The sequence below is a fragment of the Nocardiopsis salina YIM 90010 genome (assembly GCF_000341025.1).
Taxonomy (GTDB): domain Bacteria; phylum Actinomycetota; class Actinomycetes; order Streptosporangiales; family Streptosporangiaceae; genus Nocardiopsis; species Nocardiopsis salina.
The window spans coordinates 1-24,128 of the sequence record NZ_ANBF01000155.1; the positions used below are offsets into that span (position 1 = coordinate 1).

General features: G+C 71.3%; 17 protein-coding genes. 3 read left to right on the plus strand and 14 right to left on the minus strand.

Going from position 1 to position 24,128, the window contains the following annotated elements; all coding sequences use genetic code 11:
* Positions 1-74: 74 nt before the first annotated feature.
* The 7 genes from D474_RS29045 to D474_RS29055 all read right to left on the minus strand — a co-directional run bounded on the left by D474_RS29045 (position 75) and on the right by D474_RS29055 (position 8,713).
* Complete coding sequence (locus tag D474_RS29045) at positions 75-1,979, minus strand: glycosyltransferase (RefSeq protein ID WP_152476890.1); 1,905 nt, start codon at positions 1,977-1,979, stop codon at positions 75-77.
* 104 nt (positions 1,980-2,083) lie between these two features.
* On the minus strand, positions 2,084-2,581 hold the full coding sequence (locus D474_RS30505) for a hypothetical protein (RefSeq protein ID WP_017614778.1): 498 nt from the start codon (positions 2,579-2,581) through the stop codon (positions 2,084-2,086).
* A 119-nt stretch (positions 2,582-2,700) separates the two neighbouring features.
* Positions 2,701-4,077 (minus strand): hypothetical protein, encoded by a 1,377-nt coding sequence (locus tag D474_RS0117225; protein ID WP_017614779.1) that lies wholly within the window; start codon positions 4,075-4,077, stop codon positions 2,701-2,703.
* Between the two features lie 160 nt (positions 4,078-4,237).
* Positions 4,238-5,629, minus strand: coding sequence for a hypothetical protein (locus D474_RS0117230; protein WP_083931857.1), 1,392 nt, complete (start codon positions 5,627-5,629; stop codon positions 4,238-4,240).
* On the minus strand, positions 5,626-7,620 hold the full coding sequence (locus tag D474_RS0117235) for a glycosyltransferase family 2 protein (RefSeq protein WP_017614781.1): 1,995 nt from the start codon (positions 7,618-7,620) through the stop codon (positions 5,626-5,628). The genes D474_RS0117230 and D474_RS0117235 overlap by 4 nt, the downstream gene beginning before the upstream one ends.
* Positions 7,617-7,949 carry a hypothetical protein gene (locus D474_RS0117240; RefSeq protein ID WP_239647098.1) on the minus strand — a complete coding sequence of 111 codons (333 nt, stop codon included), beginning with the start codon at positions 7,947-7,949 and terminating at the stop codon, positions 7,617-7,619. Before D474_RS0117240 ends, D474_RS0117235 begins: the two co-directional genes overlap by 4 nt.
* Positions 7,950-8,278: 329 nt before the next feature.
* Positions 8,279-8,713: a P-loop NTPase family protein gene (locus D474_RS29055; protein WP_017614783.1), complete on the minus strand. Its 435-nt coding sequence runs from the start codon at positions 8,711-8,713 to the stop codon at positions 8,279-8,281.
* A 107-nt stretch (positions 8,714-8,820) separates the two neighbouring features.
* Between D474_RS29055 and D474_RS31130 the strand changes: the two genes are divergently transcribed.
* Positions 8,821-9,360, plus strand: coding sequence for a lantibiotic ABC transporter ATP-binding protein (locus D474_RS31130; RefSeq protein ID WP_239647099.1), 540 nt, complete (start codon positions 8,821-8,823; stop codon positions 9,358-9,360).
* A 529-nt stretch (positions 9,361-9,889) separates the two neighbouring features.
* On the opposite strand, the gene serA is transcribed toward D474_RS31130, so the two are convergent.
* The 7 genes from serA to gatB all read right to left on the minus strand — a co-directional run bounded on the left by serA (position 9,890) and on the right by gatB (position 20,960).
* A complete protein-coding gene (serA, locus tag D474_RS0117250) occupies positions 9,890-11,479 on the minus strand; it encodes a phosphoglycerate dehydrogenase (RefSeq protein ID WP_017614784.1) in 1,590 nt (529 codons plus the stop codon).
* Between the two features lie 232 nt (positions 11,480-11,711).
* The gene (gene ilvC / locus D474_RS0117255) at positions 11,712-12,707 is read right to left on the minus strand and encodes a ketol-acid reductoisomerase (protein WP_193374021.1); all 996 of its coding nucleotides are present in this window, start codon (positions 12,705-12,707) and stop codon (positions 11,712-11,714) included.
* Positions 12,708-12,780: 73 nt separating this feature from the next.
* Positions 12,781-13,305: an acetolactate synthase small subunit gene (ilvN, locus tag D474_RS0117260; protein ID WP_026118569.1), complete on the minus strand. Its 525-nt coding sequence runs from the start codon at positions 13,303-13,305 to the stop codon at positions 12,781-12,783.
* A 76-nt stretch (positions 13,306-13,381) separates the two neighbouring features.
* The gene (locus D474_RS0117265; protein WP_017614787.1) at positions 13,382-15,142 is read right to left on the minus strand and encodes an acetolactate synthase large subunit; all 1,761 of its coding nucleotides are present in this window, start codon (positions 15,140-15,142) and stop codon (positions 13,382-13,384) included.
* A gap of 409 nt (positions 15,143-15,551) precedes the next feature.
* On the minus strand, positions 15,552-16,094 hold the full coding sequence (locus D474_RS30510; RefSeq protein ID WP_017614788.1) for a hypothetical protein: 543 nt from the start codon (positions 16,092-16,094) through the stop codon (positions 15,552-15,554).
* 96 nt (positions 16,095-16,190) lie between these two features.
* Entirely contained in the window at positions 16,191-18,968 is a 2,778-nt protein-coding gene (locus D474_RS0117275; RefSeq protein WP_026118570.1) for a putative bifunctional diguanylate cyclase/phosphodiesterase, read from the minus strand.
* Between the two features lie 495 nt (positions 18,969-19,463).
* Positions 19,464-20,960 carry an Asp-tRNA(Asn)/Glu-tRNA(Gln) amidotransferase subunit GatB gene (gene gatB, locus D474_RS0117280; RefSeq protein WP_017614790.1) on the minus strand — a complete coding sequence of 499 codons (1,497 nt, stop codon included), beginning with the start codon at positions 20,958-20,960 and terminating at the stop codon, positions 19,464-19,466.
* Positions 20,961-21,266: 306 nt separating this feature from the next.
* On the opposite strand from gatB, the gene D474_RS0117285 reads away from it, so the two are divergent.
* Positions 21,267-22,418 (plus strand): thioester domain-containing protein, encoded by a 1,152-nt coding sequence (locus tag D474_RS0117285; RefSeq protein WP_017614791.1) that lies wholly within the window; start codon positions 21,267-21,269, stop codon positions 22,416-22,418.
* 387 nt (positions 22,419-22,805) lie between these two features.
* Positions 22,806-23,999 carry a thioester domain-containing protein gene (locus tag D474_RS0117290; protein ID WP_017614792.1) on the plus strand — a complete coding sequence of 398 codons (1,194 nt, stop codon included), beginning with the start codon at positions 22,806-22,808 and terminating at the stop codon, positions 23,997-23,999.
* Positions 24,000-24,128: the final 129 nt, after the last annotated feature.

Here is a 24,128-nt window from a genome sequence, read left to right on the forward strand (position 1 = left end):
ACGGGGCCGTTCGGGAACGTCCGGTACCTCTGCGCGCACCTTCCCGACGGTGCGCACCCTCTCCTCGGCGAGTGTCATGTGCTTCCACCACCCACGAACTGCTGCTGGTCACGGTTGCTTGCCGGCGCGGAGCCCGGTGCCAGGGCACGGGCGATCCGGCCCGGGGCGGGGCGGTCGCGGGGATCGGACTCCAGGAGTGCGCTGGGTTGCCAGCCGATGTGCTGGAACTTCTCCGGGCCCGAGAGGAAATGGCCGGCCCCCACGCCCCAGGTGTGCCCCCGGCCCTTCCTGCGGAGTACGTAGTTGCAGCCGTGGGTCCGGTAGACACGGCCGCCCGCCCGGACCACGGCCCCCAGCAGTGCGCTGTCCTCACCACACGACAGGGGACGGAACCCCCCGACCTCCTCCCAGATCCTGCGGTCGAAGAGGAGGGTGCCTCCCCCGACATGGGCGGACACGCGTTCGTGGTCCTGCTGGATCCTGCGGATCGTCAGGTCGAGTTCCTGCAGGTAGACGAACTCGGCGGCGTTGCCGACCACGTCCGCGCCGGAGTACCTGCGTGCCAGCAGCAGGTCGGCCAAGTGGTCGGGGCCGTACCAGTCGTCGTCGTCCATCTTGGCGAGGACGGTCCCGTGCGCCCTGTGCACAGCACGGTTGAGCAGGGAACCGAGCGGCAGGAGCGTGGGTGCCTCGACCACGGTCAGGGCATGGCCGCAGGACCGGAACCACTCCAGCTCACGCCGCGCCGCGGGGTGGTCGCGATCGAAGCCGTGCAGGACGACCACGAGTTCCATCCGTACGGACCTCTGGCGGGCCACCTGGCGGAGAGCGAAACCCAGCATCTCCGGGCGCCGGGTCACCAGAAGGACCGACACCTCGTCCTCCATCTCGGCGTGCACGCCGGCCTCGGCCCCCAGGGCCGCCCAACGCGCATGTGCCCCATGGGTGAGCAGCGCCGCACGCCGCAACCGGATGCTGTGCTCGATCCGAGGCAGCCCCTCGGACAGGTCGGCCGAGCGCCCCTCGGACAACAGAGTGTGGATTCGCGTGCCGAGGCTCTGGGACCAGGCCGGAGGGGCTCCCCCGGTGAGTGGGATCCCGGCGGCAGCGAGCGAGGCGACCGCGCGGACGGCCGCGAGAGGGCCGCTGTGGGCTCCCCAATCGACGTCGACCTGGCGCAGGTGCCTGATCCGGGCGATCTGTGCATCGGTCACCGTCCCGTCGTCCGCGACCCGCAAGAGCTCGGACCCGCCGGCGACCAGGGCCAGGCGGCCGTCCCTCATGAGGAGCTGCCCTCGTCCTCCACGGGAGGTGTTCTTGAAACCGATCGGGTTCACCACCCGTTCGTCGACGGGTGGCACGTCGTGTTCCGAGAAGGGAACCCCGGCTCGGGACACGTTCGGCCGCCCGTAGCCGGCCCAGCGGACGTCGGCGTGGTCCACGCGGTGGAGGACGGCCCCGTCCGTGTCCGCGGCCTCCGCTTCGCCGCCGCACGCTCCGATGCACAGGTCCGTGTCGGCCTTCCGGGTGGTGTTGGCCAGGGCATCGCCCGGGCCCCACGAGCCGGGGCCCACCCCGACCAGACGCCCCACTGGCCCGGCCACGGGCTGCCGGCGTCCGCCCACCACCGCCTGGGACAGAGCGGCGAGCACACCGGAGGGTTCCACCGGATCGAGGAAGGCCAGTTCGACCGACCATCCGCCCGTGCTCGTGCGGTGCACGGACAGGTCGAGCAACCCCTGCCAGGCGTCGGATCCGGGCGCCACCGGAACCGGCGGCGGCAACTGGTCGGAGCCCCCGCCGAGAACGACCCGGAAGCGGGCCGCGCACGGGATCCCCGCCACCGCCGGCACGGATCTGCGAAGGTCGGTCGGCGAGCCGGCGAGGAGCACCATGAGTTCGACCGGTTCACCGCGCTCCTCCTCACCGAGCTCGCGGGCGATACCTCGCCTGCCCACGTTCCGGGTGTCCAGGTTCACGACTCGGGCTCCGGGGAAGCTCCGCGCTGCTTCCTTCTCGGTGCCCTCGCCGATCCGGCAGAGGAAGACCGACCGTTCGCGCGTGCCGCGCTTCCCGCCCGACCTCACCGGGCCGCCCGGGCGGGCTCGGTCGCCTCGGCCCACACACGGCCGGCGTCGCTGTCGCCGTCGGCCTCCACCGGCTCCGCGGGGGTCTCCGAGCGCGTGTCCGTCCTCTCGGGCGACCCGCTTCCGGTGCTGCGGCCGTGTCCCCCGCCGTGCCCGGCGCTGCCTACCTCGGCCGTGAGGACGGCGGCCCTCTCCAGGCGCTCGACGAGGCCGTCCATACGTGCGGAGAGCTCTTCGCGGCTCTCCGCGGCGACCTCCGTGAGTTCCAGGTCCTGCTCCTCGGCCTCGGCGTGGGCCGCCGCGGTCTCGTCCAGGAGGCGCCGGAGGGTCAGAGCCAGGTACATGCACACCGCGAACAAGGCCGCGCAGGCCGCCAGCTGAGCCGCCTCCCACGGGTCGAGCGCGCCGAAGGCGGTCGACGCGGCCACGGTCGAGAACCCGGTCAGGAAGATCGTGGCCGAGACGGCTTTGGAATGTGAGCGTAGGACGTGCACAACGCCTCCTGGATCTCGTGCTGCCCCGGGGGCAGCTCCGTCGGTTCTGCTCGCAGCTGCGACGGCGGCCCCTCCCATGGAGCGAGCCTGCCGGTTTCGTGCTCCGGGCACAGTCGTCGTCATCGCTGCCTCCTCGACAGGGGCCGTGGCCGACTCCGCCCCAGAAGCAACCGCGCCGCTCGCCCGCGTGTCAGCGCACGGATTCGGCGCTCCCAGCGCATGGCGTTCTCGCGCAGGGCCTTGGCCTCGCGGCGGGCCGCCCGTACTCGTTCGGGCCCGTCAGCGGGCCACGCGGGTCCTTCCTCCAGTGCCACACCGGGGTCCAGCACGCAGGCGGTCCAGGGCGGAGCGATCCCGTCCTTCCCTCCCCCGGCCAACCGGTTCCGTGCGAGGGCTGCGGTGCGTTCCCAACGGAGGGAGCCCCGATCCCCGCAGGGCAGCACCAGTAGGCCGGCGGCGCGTTCGTCGGCGGCAGAGGCCAGGGCACGGACGGCGTCGTACACCGGTTCCGCCCCGGCAGGAACGGACAGGCGGAAGGGTGCGCCCGGCACCGGAGCGGGAACGTGTTCGGCCATGTGCACCCGGGGTTCGTACCGGTAGATCTCGCGCAACAACCGGACCGTGTCCGCCGTGGCCCGGTCCCGCGCGCCCCACGGCCCTACGAGGGTGAGCCGCAGGTCGCGATCGGCACCGCCCAGCAGGAGGTCGGCGGTGAGGCGGATCTCGTCGGCGCTCGCCCGGGCGGCGAGGACGACCGCATCCGCGAAGGGCACCTCCCACAGGCGCACGGGGCGGGCCCGGCGCGCAGGAAGCCAGGGCACCCGGTGTTCCAGGTCCGGGTCGCGTCCACCCGGCAGGTCCTGGGCCCCCGCCTCCGCGCCGTCGTCCTCCGCCGGTTGCAGCACCTCGGTTCCCGGGCCGGGGACGAGGGCCGCGCCGAACTGGAGCATCCGGTGCAGGAGTTCCTCGGGCGCACGCGTTTCCCCGACACCGACCGCGGTGAGCAGGTCGCGCCGGTGGGAGGTCAGTGCCTCCGCGTACCGGTCGCGCATCCCGTCGGGACGCGGACCGTCGGCGGCTGCAGCGACGGTCACGCGCCCCACGGTGACGGCTGCGTGTTCGGTCTCGTGGACGCGCACGTGGCCGTCGATCTCGGCGCGTTCGGGCAGGGCACCGGGGCGGGCGAGCAGGACGACATCGCCCTGGGCCGCGGCAAGGCCCGTACGCACGAGCTCCCAGGGCCGGACCGGCCCGGGGACGGTCAGGATCCGCACGCCGGGCGGTTCGGGGCCTTCCGCCCGGGTGGTGGTGCACACCAGCACTCCGATGCCCTCGCCCGGGGCGACGCGGTCCCTGATCCGGTCCAGCACCTGCCCGAGCGGGTCGGTCTCGCAGGATCCGGGCCCGCCGTGCACCGGGACCACCACTGTCACGCCCGGCCGGTCCCCCAAGGGCGCGAACCCGCCGCCGTCCGGTGCCTCACGTTTCGCTGTCACGGTCGTCTCCCTGGGGTGTTCCCCTCGCAGATTCACTGTCGGACTGCGCGCCGGACCACGCTCCGCCGCCTGGTTCCGCATCCCCGGCAGCGCCCCGCCGCGGGGGCCGGCGCACTCCCCCGGGTCCGGGCTCGGGGTCCGGCCGTGGTCCGCACATCGGCTAGCCCAGGATCCGGCACAGGAGGCGGCCCGCGCGGGTACGCGTGAGCAGGTCGAACCGGTACCGCAGGCGCTGCTCCCACCCCCGCATCCGGTCGACCTCCTGCTCGAGCTCGTGCAGGCGCGCCCATTTCGCGGCACGTCGCTTCGCCGCGCCCCGGGCCTGGAGCAGCCGGACCTCCCCGTCGATCCAGCGCACACGGGGCGGGAGCGGGCCCGGGTGCACCACCGGGGCATGGTCCCGGCGACCGGATGCGGATCGCGCGTGGGCCGCGGTGCGCTCCAACCGGGGCCCGGCCAGGTCGGATCCGGGCACCGCCGCCCGCACCACGTCGGCCCCGGAGCGTTCGGCCTCCTCCACCAGGACCCGCACCACGTCGGTCTCGGCGGGCAGCGCGGCAGGCACACGCAGAACGAACGGGACGAGCGGATCCGGCGCGGGTTCGGCCGATCCGGTCCTGACCCTGGGGTCGGCCCGGAAGTGGGCGAGCAGGTCTGCCTCTTCCGGGGAGCCGGGCACCGCCGTCAGGGTGAAGCGGGAACCCGTGGTGTCCCCGCCGAGCAAGCGGTCGACGGTGTCGACGACCGTGGCGCTGTCCGCGCCGGCGGTCTCGACGACGACCTCGGCCATCGGTACGCGCGGGTGGGCTCCGCGGTGGCCGTGAGCCTCGTCCACGTCCGGAACCCAGTGGGCCACGCGCGCCCGGGTGAGCGGGTCGTTCGCCCCGGTGCCGCCCCCGGTCCCGGGACAGTGCCGGGCCTCGGGATCGGTGGCCGTGAGTGCGCCGTGCTGTAGCAGCAGGTGGAGCAGGATTGCCTCCTCCGCGGGCAGCTCTCCCCCGGCCGCGACGGCGCACGCCTCCAGCAACGACCGCGGCGCCGACACACCGCTGCGCAGCGCTCCGTCCCACAGGGGCGCGGGCCGTGCGTACAGCAGGCCTCGGTCGGCCTCCGGGGGCTTCCCCTCGGCGGCATCCCCGGGTGTGCTGCACAGGACGAGCCCCTCGACCGCGTGGTGGCCCCGCAGGTGCGCCTCGACGAACCCCGGCGGTACCAGGTCGCCCGCGTCCATCCACAGCACCACCGGCGGCGCCGCGGGGCCGCCGCGCCACAGCGAATCGGTCCCGGAGGGCACCACCTGTGTGCGGTCGGGCCGCTCGCCCTCCAGAGCAGCGGTGCCGACGTCGCCGACCACTGTGACCTCGGTCAACGGCGACGGGTAGGTCTGCGCGGCCAGGCAGGCCAGGAGCGGGGCCGGGTCGCAACCGTGTTCGGCCCGGACCACGACGTGCACGCCCAGTTCCGGTTGCCAGGCCCCCAGCCGGGGCAGGGGCTGCGGCCGCGCGCCACCCTGTGGTCCGGGGTACCGGACCGCCGTCGTACGTACGCTCATCCTGTCTCCACCACCGATCCGGCACGCACGGCAGCGGGCTCGTGGGTTCCCCAGGGCAGGGCCACCTGCGTGACCGGCGCATCTCGGAGGTCGGGTTCCAACAACGGGCTGGGGCGCCACCCGGGCAGCTGGTCGGTCCCGGCACGGCGCAGGAAGTGCCCGGCACCGACCGTCCAGGTGTGCCCGTCCCCCTTGCGCCGCACCAGGAAGTTGCAGCCCTGCGTGCGGTAGATGCGCCCGCCGGCCAGGCGCACGCCCACCAGGCACTGGGTGTCGACCGACCGGGCCAGGGGCCGGAACCCGCCGATCTCCTCCAGCACCCCCTGGTCGAGGAAGAGCGTGCACCCGGTGACGTGGTGCTTGTAGACCTCGCTCACCCCGGCCAGCCGGACCGTGGTGTCCAGGGCCTCCAGGTAGAAGAACTCCGGTGAGGAACCCACGAGGTCGGCGCCCGCGTAGGTGCGTGCCGCGGCGAGGTCGGCGAGGTGGTCGGGGCCGTACCAGTCGTCGTCGTCCATCTTCGCGATCATGTGCCCGCTCGCCAGCGACGCCGACCGGTTGAGCACGTTGCCGAAGACCAGGGACGGCCCGGGTTCGTGCACGATCAGCTCGCGGCCCGACGCACGGAAGGCCCGGATCGCCTCGGCCACCTCCGAGATCTCCTGGTCGAACCCGTGCAGGGCGAGCACGGTCTCGGTACGGACGCCGCGCTGGCGTTCCACCTGGCGCAGCGCGAACCCGACCATCTCCGGGCGCCGCGTGCACAGGAGCACGGACACCTCGGGGTCGGTGTCGGCGCACAACCCCAGTTCGGCACCCACACGCCGCCACCGGGCCAGGGCGCCGTGCGTGCGCAGGGCGGCCCGGCGTGTGCGGACGCTGTGTTCCTCGCGGATGTGCTCGTCATCGAGGTCCTCGACCCGCACCGACCGCAAGCGCGCGCACAGCTCCTCACCCAGGCCGGTCGCCCAGACCGGCACCGGGCCGCTGACCAGGGGGACACCGGCCGCAGCCAGCCCCGCTACGGTACGCACCGCCGACAGCGGGCCGCTGTGCGGGCCCCAGCGGATCTCGACCGCGCGCAGGTCGCGGGCCTGGGCCACGTGCACGTCGGTCACGCCTCCGTCGTCGGGCACGGTCCACCGTGTCCGGCCGTCGACGACCAGTGCCCAGCGCCCGTCGCGGTCCTCCAGCCTCCCGGTCAATGGTTCTGATTCACGGGTGAATCCGAGGGGGTTGACGAGTCGTTCGTCAACGGGCGGCACGTCGTCGACGGTCGCCCGGGTGGGGGCCTTGGCTCCGGGACGGCCGAGGCGTTCCCAGGAGGTGTGGCCCAGGGACGCGCGGGCTACCCGGGGCGGGGCGTCCTCGGGGAGCTGGTACCCGGAGGCGGTGGTGTCCAGAAGCGCGTCGACGTGATCGGTGCGGTGGCAGCGTTCGTCGCCCGGGCGCCAGATCCCCGCGTCCGTGCCGCGGACGGCGGCCAGGGCGGGCAGGGGGCGTTCGCGCCGCCCGCCGATCATCCCGCGCACCAGCGCCGCGACGATCTGGGGCACGCTCACGGGGAAGGCGAAGGACAGGTCGGATGCCCATCCACCGTCCCCCACGCGCCTGACTCTCGAGTCGACGAGTTCGCCCCACGGCCCGAGCCCCGGCAGCACCGGCAGAGGCGGGTTGAGATGGGATGCGGCGTCGGTGACGAGCACCACGAGGCGGGCCGTGTGCGGGAAACCCGCCAGGTGGGGGACTGCGCGCCGCAGGTCGGTGGGTGAGGCTGCCAGGATCACCCCCAGCCCCCACGGACGGCTGCCGGTACCGGCGATCTCCCGCTGGATGTGCTGGTCGCTGACCGGGCGGGCGTCCAGATCGTGGAGCGCGACCTCCGTCGGAAGGTCCACGCCGTCAGGAACGTCGACATCCCCGACGGTGCAGACCGCGGCGCGGCCCGGTTCGCGGGTGCGCAGCGCCTCCTCGAACAGGGCCCGGATCACGTGAACGCCTTGGGGTCGCCTCCGGCCCGGTCCTTCGAGGGGGCTCCGGCCCGCTCGCGCAGTGTGCGCTCCACGTCCGAGAGGCGGTCGGCGATCTCGGCGGTGCGGCCGAGCAGCTCCACGCGGTTCTCACCGGTGATCTCGCGGATGTGGCGCACCTGGCGGTCGAGGCCGCTGCGCAGTTGCCGCAGCTGCTGGTTGGTGCGGCGGACCAGCACCGCCAGGAGCGCCGCGGTCGCGAGCACCGACGCCAGGGCGAGTGTGCGGACCGCATCCCAGAACCCGACAGTGCCCATCGCGGTCAGGAGCACCGTGGTGGCGGAGGCCACGGCGAGGAGCGAAAGGATCAGAAGGAGCGAACGTGGACGGCGCATACGCACGGCATCACCAAACCGGCCCGCGGGGCCCGAAGAGTGCGGAATGGAAACCACATCAGAATGCCATGGCGCCCGGATGATCCAACGGAACTGCAGGTCGGCGCCGCTCACTTTACCGAGAATTACCCGCGCCGACTTATCACACATTCGACTTTCACCATAAAAGGGAAATCAATCGGGACAGCATGCACACTCCTCCACTTTCTTCATGAACCCGGCCGGACCTCGGACGCCCTCACGGACAGCCCGGCGGGCGGCCCTTCCTCCCCGGAACCGCGGTCCTACTCGGCGCCCAGGCGCATCAGAGCGATGTAGCCGTCCTCCAGCGTCGGTGGAACGGGGCGTCCTCCGGAAGGCGCCTCCGGGGTGACGACCCGATAGCACTCGGGTGACGCGCCCACGACCACGGCCTGCCCTCCTACCGGCACACCCACGGGCATCTCGTAGGTACGGCCGCGCGCAACGCCGGTCATTTCGCGGACCGTCCCGTGGAATCTCGGACGACCGGCAGAAAGGACGATCACACTCGAGCACAAGTGCGACACATCGCCCAAAATGTGCGTGGCGAGTACAACGGTGCGCTCCTGGCCGATATGGGCGAGGAGCGACCGGAAACGCATGCGTGCCTCGGGGTCCAAGCCGGCGGTGGGCTCGTCGGCGACGAGTAGCCCGGGGTCGCCCAGCAGACTCTGCGCGATACCGATGCGCCTGCGCATTCCCCCCGAGTACCCGGCGGTCCGACGCTCCGCGTGTTCCTGGCCCGCTCACCGAACCAGGCAGCCGCCGGGTAGCCCCCGACCGGGGACAGGAGTGTGCCGGTGGGGTGGCGGGCCACCCCTTCACCCGTGACTCCCTGCGGGGTATCGGCGCACTCGTCAACGGCCCGGGGCTGTGGTCGCGGATGAACGCCCGTCAGCACATTCGAGTGCACTCCAAGCTGTGCGGGGTCGACCCCGACGACGCGGTGGCCCGCCTTCTGCCCCTGGTCGGCATGGACCAGATCGCCGACCGCAAGGTTTCGGCCTATTCGTTGGGCATGCGCTGGCGGCTCGGTATCGCCACCGCCATGGTCAGCTCCCCCGTCTGCTCGTGCTCGACGAACCGACCAACTGGACCCCATCGGTATGCGGGAGATGCGTGCACTGATGCGCCGGGTGGCCGAAACGGGTGCGACCGTGTTCGTCTCCAGCCACCAACCCGACCAGATCGCCCGCACGTGCGACCGGGTGGGCGTGATCGCGCACGGCCGGAACTGCTACGAGGGCCCCTGTCCGGGCTCGCCCGGGACGGCGACCTGGAGGAGGGCTTCTTCGCACTGGTGGACCAGACCTCCAACGGCACAGGGGTGTCCCGATCCACGTAGCCGCGACCCCGTCGATCCGGACGGCACCGCGGTCGGCAGCGTCGAAAAACTCGGCCGGGGAGAACACCGCGGCCTCCCGGACGACCGTGAGGGGTGCGGTGCAGTTCGTCGCGGAGCAGATTCCGGCCCCGGCTCAGGGCATCGGCCATCAGGCGGGCCAGGATGCGGTTGCGTTCGACCCGAACAGCTCACAGGTCAGGAACTCCACACCCGGACAGCGTCAATCATTGGCATGCCCGAAAGAAGACACCCAGAGAATAATCCGACAAAAAGGAAAAGCTCTACTCAGAACATGAAAAACAGGCACCCAATCTAGAGTTCCCAGTGGAACGTGAAGGGGATCCACATCCTGTTCGATCCCACCAGAAAATACGCCCTCACCAGCAAGAACGAGGATCTTCCAGTGTGCGGACCCACACGGACGCCTGGCCGCATCCGGACACCTTCCGGCCGATGCCCCACACGACGAAGGACCGCCCCTCCGGATCAGTGCCCGGAGGGGCGGTCCTTCGTTCGCGGAAGGAGGCCGTCAGTCCTCGAGGTCGATCTGCCGCGTGATGTCGGCTTCGATCGTCTCGGAGATGGAGGCCAGCACGTCGTCGGGCACGACGGTGTCCACGGTCAGGGCGATGAGCGCCTTGCCGCCCTCACGGTCCCGGATCACCTGCATGCCGGCGATGTTCACGCCGGTGTCGCCCAGCACGGCGCCGACGCGGCCGACGATGCCGGGCCGGTCCTCGTAGGAGAAGAACACCATGTGCTCGGCGAGGCCGATCTCCATCGGGTACTTGTTGACCTCGACCAGCTTCTCGAACTGGCGCGGTCCCGTCAGGGTGCCCGAGACCGACACCTGGGTGCCGTCGGCGAGCACGCCGCGCACGGAGATCAGGTTGCGCCAGTCGACGGTGTCGTCGCTGGTGACGAGGTTGACCTCGACGCCGCGCTCCTTGGCGAGCAGCGGCGCGTTGACGAAGGTGACGGCGTCCTCGACCACGTCGGTGAACACGCCCTTGAGCGCAGCCAGCTCCAGCACCTTGACGTCGTGCTCGGCGATCTCACCGCGCACCTCGACGTCGATGCGGGAGGCCAGCGCGCCGGCGAGGGAGGTGAAGACCCGGCCGAGCTTCTCGGTCAGCGGCAGACCCGGCTTGACCTCCTCGGCCACGCCGGTGCCCTGCACGTTCACGGCGTCGGGCACGAACTCGCCGGACAGCGCGAGCTTGACCGAGCGCGCCACCTGGGTTCCGGCCTTCTCCTGGGCCTCGGCGGTGCTGGCGCCCAGGTGCGGTGCCACGACCACGTTCTCGAACTCGAACAGCGGGCTGTCGGTCGTCGGCTCTGTGGCGAACACGTCGATGCCGGCGCCGGCCACACGGCCGTCCTTGAGGGCGCGGTAGAGGGCGTCCTCGTCGAGGATCCCGCCGCGGGCGGCGTTGATGACGCGCACCGAGGGCTTGACCTTGTCGAAGGCCTCGTCGCTGATCAGGCCCAGGGTGTCCTTGTTCTTGGGCAGGTGGATGCTGATGAAGTCCGAGCGCTGGAGCAGGTCGTCCAGCGTGGTCATCTCGACACCGAGCTGGGCGGCGCGGGCCGGCTGCACGAACGGGTCGTAGGCGATGACCTCGGTCCCGAAGGCGAGCAGGCGCTGGGCGACGAGCGCACCGATGCGCCCCAGGCCCACGATGCCGACCGTCTTCTCGTACAGCTCGACACCCGTGTACTTGGAGCGCTTCCACTCGCCGTTGACGAGCGCGTTGTGCGCGGGGGCGGTGTTGCGTGCGCTGGCCAGGAGCAGATTGATGGCCTGCTCGGCGGCGCTGACGATGTTGGACGTCGGAGCGTTGACGACCAGAACACCGGCCTTGGTTGCGGCCTCGACGTCGACGTTGTCCAGCCCCACGCCTGCGCGGGCGACGACCTGGAGGCGGTCGGCAGCGGCCACGGCCTCGGCGTCGACCTGCGTGGCGCTGCGCACGATGAGGGCGTCGACGTCGGCGAGGGCGGGCAGGAGCTGGGACCGGTCGGAGCCGTCGACGTGGCGGACCTCGAAGTCCTCTTCGAGGAGGGCGATTCCGGCGGGCGAGAGCTTCTCCGCTACGAGTACGGCGGGTTTGGGCACAACGGTTCCTTTTCGAGTGGTGCGACCCGATGGCGCAGGAACGTCGGCCCTGCCCCTGATCGGGTGTGACGGCCGAAGGGAAGTCTACTAGCGGGGTGGGGAAGTAATTAGGGGGTTCCCCCGAAAATCGGGCGTCGACTTCGCCACCCCCGCTCCGGCACGAACGCGCCGGGGCGGGCCGTCGGCCTGCCCCGGCGCCGGGAAACCCTGTGCCGGCCCCGCCGGCGGGACCTCAGGCCTTGAGCCAGCTCATGAGCGGACGCAGCTCGGCGCCGACCTTCTCGATCTGCTCGTTCTGCTCGGCCTCACGGCGCTTGGTGAAGGTGGGCTTGCCCGCGTCGAACTCGTCCATGAGCTCCTTGGCGTAGGAGCCGTCCTGGATCTCGCCGAGGATCTTGCGCATCTCCTCGCGGGTCTGCTCGGTGATGATGCGCGGCCCACGGGTGTAGCCGCCGTACTCGGCGTTGTCGGAGACGGACCAGTTCATCTTGCTCAGGCCGCCCTCGTACATGAGGTCGACGATGAGCTTGACCTCGTGCAGGCACTCGAAGTAGGCGACCTCCGGCTGGTAGCCCGCCTCGACGAGGGTGGAGAACCCGGCCTTGACGAGCTCCTCGGTGCCGCCGCAGAGCACGGCCTGCTCACCGAACAGGTCGGTCTCGGTCTCCTCGGTGAACGTGGTCTTGATGACCCCCGCCCGGGCACCGCCGATGCCCTTGGCCCAGGAGAGCGCGAGGTCCCAGGCCTGGCCGGAGGCGTCTTCCTCGACGGCGACGAGGCAGGGCACGCCGCGGCCGGCCTCGTACTGGCGGCGGACCAGGTGGCCGGGGCCCTTGGGGGCGACCATGGCCACGTCAACGCCCTCGGGGGCCTTGACGAAGCCGTACCGGACGCTGAAGCCGTGTCCGAAGAACAGGGCGTTGCCGGGCTCCAGGTTCGGGGCGATCTCGTTGGCGTAGAGGTCGCGCTGCAGGTGGTCGGGGACCAGGATCATGATGACGTCGGCCTCGGCGGTGGCCTCCGCGGGCGTGAGGACACGCAGGCCCTCCTCCTCGGCCTTGGGGCGGCTCTTGGAGCCCTCGGCCAGGCCGATGCGGACGTCCACTCCCGAGTCCCGCAGCGACAGCGCGTGCGCGTGACCCTGGCTGCCGTAACCGATCACGGCGACCTTCTTGCCCTGGATGAGCGAGAGGTCCGCGGCGTCGTCATAGTACATCTGTGCTGCCACTTCGGGTTACTCCTTGTTCTTGACGTGTGTGGGGACGCGGGGCGCGGGGTCCCCCGTGTCGGGACCCCGCCGCTCAGGCGCTGCGCTCGACCGCGCGGAGGGACCGGTCGGTGATCGAGCGGGGGCCGCGTCCCAGGGCGACCAGCCCTGACTTGACGAGCTCCCGGATCCCGAAGGGTTCCAGGTTCTTGACCAGGGCATCGAGCTTCTCGGGGTCGCCGGTGGCCTCGATGACGACGACGTCCGGGCTGACGTCCACGACATGTGCGCGGAACAGCTCGGCCGTCTGCAACACGTGGGTGCGGCTCGACGCATCGGCCTTGACCTTGACGAGCAGGAGCTCGCGCTGGACCGACGCGGCGGTGTCCATCTCCACGATCTTGACGACGTTGACCAGCTTGTTGAGCTGTTTGGTCACCTGCTCCAAGGGGTGGAGGTCGCAGTTGACCGCGATCGTCATCCGGGACAGGCCCGGATATTCGGTGGTACTCACGCTGAGGGAGTCGATGTTGAACCCGCGGCGCGAGAAGAGGGAGGAGGCACGAGCCAGGATACCCGGGGTGTCCTCCACCAGAACGGAAAGCGTATGACTGCTCATGGTGGTGCGCTGCTCCTTAGGGCGTTCTCCGTGGATGCTGCTCGTCGCAGCAGAGCGTGTGTCCGCGGAACACGCCCTAGTCCTCGTGCTCCCAGTCCGGCGCCATGTCGCGCGCGTACTGGATCTCGTCGTTGCTGACCCCGGGGCCGACCATGGGCCAGACCATCGCGTCGTGGTTGACGGTGAAGTCGACGACCACGGGCCGGTCGTTGATGGCCATGGCCTTCTCGATCGTGGTGTCGATGTCCTCGGGGGTCTCGCAGCGCAGGCCGACGCAGCCGTAGGCCTCGGCCAGGCGCACGAAGTCGGGGATGCGGACCTTCTCGTCCAGGGGCGAGGTCTGCAGGTCGGTGTTGGAGTAGCGGCCCTCGTAGTAGAGGGTCTGCCACTGGCGCACCATGCCCAGGTTGCCGTTGTTGACGACCGCGACCTTCAGGGGGATGCCCTCGACGGCGGCGGTGGCCAGTTCCTGGTTGGTCATCTGGAAGCAACCGTCGCCGTCGACCGCCCAGACGGCCCGCTCGGGGTCGGCGACCTTGGCACCGAGCGCGGCGGGAACGGAGAAGCCCATGGTTCCGAGTCCACCGGAGTTGACGAAGGAACCGGGGCGCTGGTGGCCGATGAACTGGGCGGCCCACATCTGGTGCTGGCCCACACCGGCCACGTAGGTGGCCTCGGGGCCGGCCAGGGTCCCCAGGCGCTCGATGACGTGCTGGGGCGAGAGGGTGCCGTCCTCGGTGCGGTCGTAGTCCTTGGGGTAGGTATCGCGCAGGCGGCCGAGCTGGTTCCACCAGGCCGTGTATTCGCCCTCGCGACCCTTGTCCTGGTCGGAGCGCACGGCCACGACCAGGTCGGCGAGGACCTCGCGGCAGTCGCCGACGATGGGCACGTCCGCGTGGCGGTTCTTGGAGATCTCGGCCGGGTCGATGTCGGCGTGCACGATCCGGGCGCCGGGCGCGAAGCTGTCGAGGCGGCCGGTGACACGGTCGTCGAAGCGGGCGCCGAGGGCGACGATGAGGTCGGCCTTCTGCAGGGCCCCGACGGCGGAGACGTCCCCGTGCATGCCGGGCATGCCCACGTGCTGCGGGTGGTCGTCGGGGAAGACGCCCCGCGCCATGAGGGTGGTGACGACGGGGACACCGGTGAGCTCGGCCAGGACCCGCAGTTCCGCGGAGGCCCCGGCACGCAGGACACCGCCGCCGACGTAGAGGACGGGGCGCTCGGCCTCGGAGATCATCCGGGCGGCCTCGCGGACCTGCTTGCCGTGCGGCTTGGTGACCGGGCGGTAGCCGGGCAGGTCCAGGCGCTCGGGCCAGACGAAGTCGGTGGTGGTCTGGAGAGCGTCCTTGGAGATGTCGACCAGCACCGGACCGGGGCGGCCGCTGGAGGCGACGTGGAAGGCCTCGGCGATGGTGTGGGGGATGTCCTCGGCCTTCTTGACCAGGAAGTTGTGCTTGGTGACCGGCATGGTGATGCCGCAGATGTCGGCTTCCTGGAACGCGTCCGTGCCGATCGCGGGCGAGGCGACCTGGCCGGTGATCGCGACCATGGGGACGGAGTCCATGTGGGCGTCGGCGAGCGGGGTCACGAGGTTGGTGGCGCCGGGCCCGCTGGTGGCCATGCACACGCCGGGTTTCCCGGTGGCGTAGGCGTAACCCTCGGCCGCGTGTCCGGCCCCCTGCTCGTGGCGCATGAGGATGTGGCGCACCTCGGACGAGTCGTAGAGGGGGTCGTAGGCGGGGAGGATGGCGCCACCGGGAATCCCGAAGACAGTGTCAACGCCGACGTGTTCCAGCGACCTGATCAGCGATTGGGCGCCGGTCATCTGCTCGGTCATCTCAAGATCCTTCAGCGAGGGTTCAGAGCGCTCGGGGAGCTCTGGACCGTGGTGAATTGCGACTCAACGTCCTTGCGGCAATAAAAAAACCCCCACCGCGGTGCGGTTGAGGGGTGGCGCGCAGCAGAACTGACTCAGTGGGCTGCGCGCCGACCAAGTACGAGAATCAGGGTGTTGTTGCTCTGCACGTTGACAACATTGGCCGAACGGGGGGTCGCCCGTCAACAAGAACGACACATTGTCTCGCCATTTGAGATGAGTCGTGCCACGATCCGGTCAGCGCCAACACCCCAGAACCCCCGTCGGCAGGGCGTTTCAGACAAAAGACCCGGGTCCGTGTAACGCACAACACACACCCGGGTCCACGATGCGGGACGCTTCCCACCGGCTGGACGGACGCCCTCAGGGGTCAGTCGAAGAGGGCCTCCGCCCTGTCGGTGTCCTCGGTCGGCGACGCGGCCATCGCCAATACCGCCCGGAGTGGGTGGTGCTCGGCCTCGTCCGGGTCGGTGACCGGTTGGAGCGACTCCGTGGAGAAGACCGCCGGCCGGACCTCGCCGCACCCGAGGTCGATCGTCTTCGCGAACCTGCGGGCCAGTGCGTTGGTCGGAGTGATGACCATGAGCACGACCGGGCACTGGTTCCGGTGGCGCACGTTCGCCACGTAGGCAGGCCAGGACTGCTTGCGGGCGTCCCATTTCAGCTGCGACTCGGTGATGACCGCCTTGACCCTGACGTCCTCGGTGCCCTCGTGCTCGTGGGCCGGGCGCTCGCACACCCCCACCGAGTCGCTGACCGGTTCGGCGGGCGCGGTGTGGGTGGCCTCGGCGGCCCCGTCTCTGACGCGTGTCTGCGGGAGGGGCATTCCGCTGACCTCCCGGTACAGCTCGACAGCGAAGGCCGGGTGGTTGCGGATCAGGTCGACGGGAAGCTCGTGCGAGGCTGAGGGCATGTCCGTACACCAGCGAGTCGGCCTGCTTCTTCACAGGTGAAAGGCGCTTTACCCGTCACCCCGGTGCGGGTCGGGACGGCCGCACCGGACCGCCGGTCAGAGGTCGACGCCCACCTCGCCGCCGACGAGCGCCTCGACCCCGTCGGCCGACATGGGCCGGGCGACCAGGAACCCCTGGCCGTGGTCGCAGCCCATCGCCCGCAGCTGCTCCAACTGTTCGGGCCGCTCGATGCCCTCGGCCACCACCTGCACGCCCAGGTCCCGCCCGAGCTGGATGATCGTGTGCGTGAGCAGGGTGACGGTGTCGTCCCGGCCCAGGTCGTCGATGAAGGACGGGTCGATCTTGATCGCGTCCACGCTCAGCTCGCGCAGGTGCGCCAGCGACGCGTACCCCATCCCGTAGTCGTCGATCGCCAGCTGCACGCCCAGCCCCCGCAGCTCGCTCAGGCTCGCGACCGCCTCGGCCCCGTCGTCGAGCAGGAGCTCCTCGTCGACCTCCAGCGTCAGGACCTCGGCGGGCAGCCCGGTCTCGGCCAGCACTCCGGCCACGGTCGAGACGAAGCGGGAGGAGAGCACCTGCTTGGCCGACAGGTTCACGGAGAGACCGATGTCCCAGTCCGAGATCCGCCACACGGCGACCTTCTGGCAGGCCTCCCGCAGGATCCACTCCCCCAGCGGGACGATGAGCCCGGACTCCTCGGCCGCGCCGATGAACTCCTCCGGAGGCACCGTGCGCCCCTCGTGGTCCCAGCGCACCAGGGCCTCGACGGAGGTGACCTGCGAGCTCCCGAGGTCCACGACCGGCTGGTACTCGAGGTAGAAGTCGCCCGCGGCCAGAGCCTGGCGCAGGTGGATCTGCAGCTCCAGGCGGGACACGACCGTCTCGTGCATGTGGGCGGCGTAGACCTCGACCGTTCCGGCACCGCGTTCCTTGGCGCGGGTCATCGCCACGTCGGCGTTCCGCAGCAGTTCCCCGCTGTCCATGCCGTGCTCGGCGAAGGCCACACCCAGGCTCGCGGTGAGCAGGATGTCGCGGTCGGCGACCTGGAACGGGTCGGAGGCGATGACCCGGCCCAGGCGCTCGGCCAGGTCGACCACGCGCTGAGCGTTGCCGGTGCCCTCCACCAGGACGGCGAACTCGTCGCCGCCCCACCGGGTGAGGGTCGAGGAGGAGTCCAGTTCCCCGCGCAGGCGCCGTGCCGCCTGCCCGAGCAGGTGGTCGCCGCGCACGTGCCCCGCGGAGTCGTTGACGGCGGTGAACCCGTCGAGGTCGAGGAAGACCACCGCAACCCCGTCGACCGGTTCCTCACTGATCGTGCGGTGCGCCAGAACGTCGCTGGCGCGTTCTTCCAGGTAGGCCCGGTTCGGCAACCCGGTGACCCCGTCGTGGAAGGTCAGGTGGCGCACCTCGTTCTGAAGCGCCACCTGCGCGGAGATGTCCCGGGTGGTCACCAGCAGGCGGTCGGGTTCCCCTGGCTGTTCGTACAAGGAGACCGTGGACTCGGTGTGGCGCCAGGTCCCGTCGGCAGCGGCCACGCGCAGGCGCAGGTGCACACCCTGCGAGGACCGCTGGGTGAACAGGTCGAGCACGGGCTTGGTGCGTTCGAGGTCCTCGGGGTGGATCAGGGCGGTGACGGGCGCCGCGAGCACGTCGTCGAGACGGTACCCGAAGGCCTCTGCCGTGCCCTGGCTGACGTAGTGGACGCTGGCGTCGCGGTTGAGCACGAGGATCACGTCGCCGCTGTTGCGGGCCAGCTCGTTGAAATGGCCCTCGCGGTTGCGCACCATGCGCGACAGGGTCGCGTTCTCCTCGAGCATGCCCAGGACCCGCACCAGCAGCACGAGCACGGCCGTACCCGCGGCCAGAGGCAGCACCGGGGCCACTTCGCCCAGGCGCAGCGCTGCGACGGTCAGCACGACCGTGGCCACGGAGAGCGCGGCCACGGCGGCGAGCTCGGGTGCGAACCGGTACAGGCCGCGTCCGGTGATGCGCCGCGGGTCGGCCCCGGTACGGTGCCCGATCAGCCACGGCAGCGCCGCGAGCAGGGCCAGGCCCAGGAACCGGATGGGGTGCTCGATCCCGCCGGCCACGGGCGGGCCCGTCAGGCGGGTGATCGCGCCGAGCATGTCGGAGGTCGCGATGACGATGAGCGCGCCGATCACCATGAGCACGGCCCGCCGGGTGCTGTGCGGCGACATGAACACCAGCGGCACCAGCAGGCACAGGACCACAATGTCGGCGACCGGGTAGACCAGCGCGAACCCGAGGAGCCCGGCGCCCGCCCCGAGCTCCTCGTAGAGCGGGGAGAACACGAGCAGCCACACGATCGCGAAGACCGCAGCCGCACACACGTAGCTGTCGGTGATGTGCCGGGTGGCGGTGCGCAGTCCCCCGGGCCAGGGCGCGAAACGGGTGAAGCCCACCACGAACAGCGGCAGGGCGGCCAACGAGAACACGTCGCCGACGGTCAGGGACAGCACCGAGGTGTTGCTGAACAGCCCGGTGCTGGCGTGCGCGAGCCCGCCGGCGCACCAGGCCAGCGCGGCCAGGCCGAGGTACCGCAGGGCCGTGGGGCCGTCCGCGCCGTCGGCCTGGCTCTCGTGGTCGACGCCGGTGGCCGCCCAGCGGCGCGAGGCCACCAGCAGCGAGATCCCGGCGGCACCGGCCATCACGGAGGAGGGCCACTCGGCGAGCTCGGCCGCCAACGTGGAGTCCTCACCCATCGGGACGAACGTCGTGGCGACGTAGACGGCGAAGAGCACGAGGAGGGCGGCCGCCCACGCGCGGCGCGCGACCGTCCCGACCCGTGGTCCGCCCGGTGGCGCCGCCGGGGGCTCCACGGCTCGGGGCCGCCGATTCGCCTCCTCGGTCATGGAGCACCCACCCTCGCTCTTGATCGGCCCGGGTGCCCTCGTCGACACCCGGTGGCGCGGTCGTCTCGCGCGGATTCACGCGGGACCGGGTCGATCCCGTCCACCACGCCGGACGCGCCCCTCCGCACGTCCGGGCCCGATGGCTCCACAACGCCCCCGTGTGTCGCAACCCTACGCAACCGAGGTCACACAGGGATTGAGGAGCGGATGAGACTTGACCTCCGCCTGCGTGGACGCGGGAAGGCCCCACGCCCCGGGGGGCTGCCGGTACGGGGGACCCCCGCACCACACGGTTCGGAAGGGCATTCCACCTGGGCTCGAGTGCCTGCATCGTGGCCGGGAGCGGGGACCGGGACACGGCACAGTAGCACCCGTGGGACGGACCCACCGCCGTAACCGCGTGCGGCTGTCGGCGGGGNNGGCCCGTATCCCGGGAGGGGAAGTGGTGCGGAGGGCTTCCGGGGCCGCCGGTGCCCTCCGCGGGTCCGGAGGGGGTCAGGAAGCGCCGAGCTTCTCCAGGATGAGCTCACGCGCCCTGCCCGCGTCCGCCTGGCCCCGGGTGGCCTTCATGACCGCACCCACCAGGGCGCCGGCCGCGGCCACCTTGCCGCCGCGCACCTTGTCGGCGGCGTCGGGGTCGTTGGCGATCGCCTCGTCCACGGCGGCACCCAGGGCACCGTCGTCGCTGACGACCTTGAGGCCGCGCGCCTCCACGACGTCGTCGGGCTCGCCCTCACCGGCCAGCACACCCTCCACGACCTGGCGGGCGAGCTTGTTGGTGAGCGTGCCCTCGGAGACCAGCGCGATGATGCGGGCGACCTGGGCGGGGGTGATGTTCAGGGAGGAGAGTTCGACCTCCTGCTCGGTGGCGCGGCGGGAGAGCTCGTTCAGCCAGAGCTTGCGGGCCTCCTTGGAGGAGGCGCCCTGGGCGACGGTGGCCTCGACGACGTCGATGGCGTCGGCGTTGACCAGGTCGCGCAGCTCGGTGTCGTTGAGCCCCCACTCGGCCACGACGCGGGCGCGCTTGGCGGCGGGCAGCTCCGGCAGAGTGGTGCGCAGCCGCTCGATCCACTCGGCCGAGGGGGCCACGGGCACCAGGTCGGGGTCCGGGAAGTACCGGTAGTCCTGGGCCTCCTCCTTGCTGCGGCCCGAGGTGGAGCGGCCCAGGTTCTCCTGGAAGTGGCGGGTCTCCTGGACCACGCGCTCGCCGGCCTGGAGCACGCCGGCCTGGCGTTCGATCTCCGAGCGCACCGCTCGATCGACCGAGCGCAGGGAATTGACGTTCTTGGTCTCGCTGCGGGTGCCCCACTCGGAGGCGCCCCGCTCGTTGATGGAGACGTTGACGTCGCAGCGCATGGAGCCCTCCTCCATACGCACGTCGGAGATGCCCAGGGAGCGGGCTAGGTCGCGCAGCTCGGCGGCGTAGGCGCGGGCCACCAGCGGGGCGAGCTCCCCCGCGCCCGCGATCGGCTTGGTGACGATCTCCAGCAGGGGGATGCCGGCGCGGTTGTAGTCGACGTTGGAGTGGCTGGCGCCGTGGATGCGGCCGGTGGAACCACCCACGTGGGAGGACTTTCCGGTGTCCTCCTCCATGTGCACGCGCTCGATCTCGACCCGGAAGTCGCGCGGGCCGTCGGGGGTGTCGACCGTGACGTCGAGGTGGCCGTCCACGCAGATCGGCTCGTCGTACTGGGAGATCTGGTAGTTCTTCGGCATGTCCGGATAGAAGTAGTTCTTCCGGGCGAACCGCCCCCACGGAGCGACGGAGCAGTTGAGCGCGAGGCCGAGCCGGATCGCGCCCTCGACCGCCTTCTCGTTGACCACCGGCAGCGATCCGGGGAACGCCAGGCAGACCGGGCACACCTGGGTGTTGGGCTCGGCACCGAACACCGTCGAGCACGAGCAGAACATCTTCGAGGCGGTACCCAGTTCGATGTGGGTCTCCAGCCCGAGCACCGGCTCGTACGTGTCCAGAGCCTGCTCGAAGGCCACCGGCGTGGGGCCGTCGTTGGTGGCAGGGCCAGGAGTTACCGCGTGGGCCATCGCCGCAAACCCGTTTCCGTAGAGGGACATACCTTCTTGGTCAGCCTACCGAGGTCCGAGGGGTGACCGTCCCGGTGCAGGGGCTCGCAGCGGGTGGTGTTTCCGGCAGATGTCACGGCGAGCACACGATTGGGCCTCTGTCGGACCGTTGCACCCCGGGACGACCACGAGGGGCGTTACTGTTGACGCCCGAACAAACGGTTTCGCCGGTCGGCCAACGGTGGCCCGGCCGCCCTGCGCACGGGAGCTGCGGATATGACGGCCATCCTGCGTCGGTGCGCCGCCCTGCTCTCCTCGGCCGCCCTGGTCGGCGCCATGGTGAGCGCGCCCGCCGCTGCCGAGGACTTCTCACGCGTGAACGGTACGCCCGTGCACGGCGCTCCCGTCGTGCTCGACACCGGGGACGAGGTGCCCACCGCGCTGTACGGCCTGCGCGTGGGCGAGCACGGGGCGGTGCACGCGTACGCGGCCTCCACCGACCACGAGGTCCAGGGTAATTCCGCTTACGTCGAGTCCGGGTGGGACGGCGTCGAGGGGTGGTCCGGGACCCCCCAGGAGACGGACCCTTCCGACCGGGCGAACTGGATCGTCTCGAACTCCTACCCCAACGTTCCGCTGGCAGAGCTGGCCCGTGAGGCCGACCTGCCGTACCTGGACGAGGCCGAGGCCGTCGCGGCCACCCAGAGCGCCCTGTGGCGGGTGCTCGACGGTGTGGAACTCTCCCTCGAGGCCAACGAACCCGACGTCGTCGACGTGCACGAACACCTCGTCGGGCTCAGCGCCGAGGCGGAGCTCGGTGAACCCGCGGCCTCGGTGGACGTGGACCCGGCCCACCTGGAACTCTCCTCGCCCGACGAGCCCCTCGGCCCGCTGGAGCTGAGCAGCACCGGCGACGAGGCCCTGGCGGTGTCACTGCGCGGGGCGCCCGAGTCCTGGCTGGTCGACGCGGACGGGGAACAGGTCGACGCCGCACGCGACGGCGACCAGGTCTACCTGGACGTGGACCCCGACGTCTCCTCGGGCGTGGCCACGCTGCACGTGCGCGGGGACGGCGTCCCACTGCCCGAGGGCCAGCTCTTCACCGGACGCGACGGCGTCAGCACCACCCCGCTGATCACCGCGGAGCCGGGAACCGCCACGAGCACCGCCACGGCGACGCTCACGTGGTACCCGGACGAGGCCTCCCCCTCCCCCGGCGCGGAGGCGGCGACCGAGAGCGAGCCACCGACCGACGAGGCCCCCGAACCCGCCGTGGCGGAAGAGCCGACACCGGAGAAAGTCGAGCATGTGTCCGGAAACCGCCTGGCCAGCACCGGGACCTGGTTGAGCGGGCTGCTCGTCATCGCGGGTGCGCTGGTCGTGTCCGGACTGCTCATTCTGGTGCTGGGGCGAAAGCGCCGCAGCTGAGCGGGGTTTTCCGTGGTGCGTTCGCGTTTCGAGGCGCCGGCCCGGACCGTTCCACGGAACCGGATTCCATGTTCAGCCCCGGAAATCCGGCCCTGCGTCCATTCGACCCATTTGCGTCCGGAATCCGGCACATTTTTTGGGAACCAGGTTGGAAGCGGTCCGGGGTCTCGCTAGTATCAGGCGGGCGGTTCAAGCCCTCACCGACGAACGCGCCCCGCTCACGCGTTGGCGGGCTCTCCCCGCGTCACCCCTATGACCCGGCGCACGTCCCCGGACGGCCCCCGTTCTCCCGTGGAACCGCCGTCGGTGAACACCGCCCCCCGCTCGACGACCCTGTCCCCGAGCGGGCTCCATCCGGTTTCCCCTATCCAAACACCGGGACACAACGTGAAACAGTTCTCACTCCCCCGTTCCGCCGGGCGCGCGGGCCTGTCGGCCACCGCCGCCGCAGCCCTGGCGTTCGGACTCGCGGCCCCTGCCGCGGCCGATCCCGCGCAGACCTACGAGGGTGCCGCGCGCGCCCAGTACACGGGCAACGCAGAGGGTGGCGAGTCCGTCACCATGACCGGTGGCGAGATCACCACCAACCTGTTCCGCCTCGAACAGGACGACGGTGAGGCCTTCACCGCGTACTGCATCGACTTCGAGACCAACATCCTCGGCGGTGCCTGGTACCTCGAGGACGAGTGGGCCAACTACCCGGGCCAGGGCGACTTCGCCGAGCCCGGCAAGGTGCACTGGCTCCTGCAGCACGGGTACCCGTCCGTGACGGCGGACGAGCTCGCCGCGGACGCCGGTGTCACAGAGGTCGGCGACGAGGAGGCTCTGGCCGCCACCCAGGCCGCCATCTGGCACTTCAGCAACGACGAGGACCTCGAGAAGGGCAGCGACAACGTCGAGGCGGTCTACGACCACCTCGTCGCCGCCGCCGAGCCGCTCCCGCAGGGCGAGCCGGACGCGAGCCTGTCGGTGAGCCCCGAGGACGCCACCGGGCAGTCTGGCGAGACCGTCGGCGAGTTCACCATCAGCACCAGCACCGAGGCGGTGCCGGTGGACCTGTCCGCCCCCGAGGGCGTGGAGCTTGTCGACACACGGACCGGCGAAGCCGTGGACACCGTCACCGACGGCTCCACCGTCGGCTTCGCCGTCCCCGAGGACGCCGAGCCCGGCGAGGCCTCCTTCGCCTTGGAGACCACCTCCACCGTGGAGCAGGGCCGCCTGTTCAAGGGCGAGGACGCGAACGAACCCACACAGACGCTCATCACCGCCGAGGACAGCGAGGTCGCCGTCTCCGCCGCGGCCGGTGTCGAGTGGAGCGAGGCCGACGAGCCCGCGCCCGAGCCGGAGCCCGAGCCCGAGCCGGAGAAGCCCGAGGAGCCGGAGCCCACCCCCGAGCCCAGCGATGAGCCGGAGGACGACAAGCCCGCGCCCGAGGACGAGAAGGGCGAACAGGAGCTGCCCGTGACCGGTGGCGCCCTGGCCGGCCTGGTCGCGGCCGGTATCGCCGCACTCGGCGCCGGTGGCGGTGCGCTGTACCTGAGCCGCAAGCGCAAGTCCGGCGTCACCGGGGACGAGGTGTGATCGACCCCCGCGCCGAAAGCGTGTGAGCCCCGGCCCTGAGCCCCGCAGTGGGTTCGGGGCCGGGGTTCCGTTCTCCGCGGGCTCCCTGGAGAACGCGACGACGGCGTCCCGACCCCGGGCCGTCCGCGG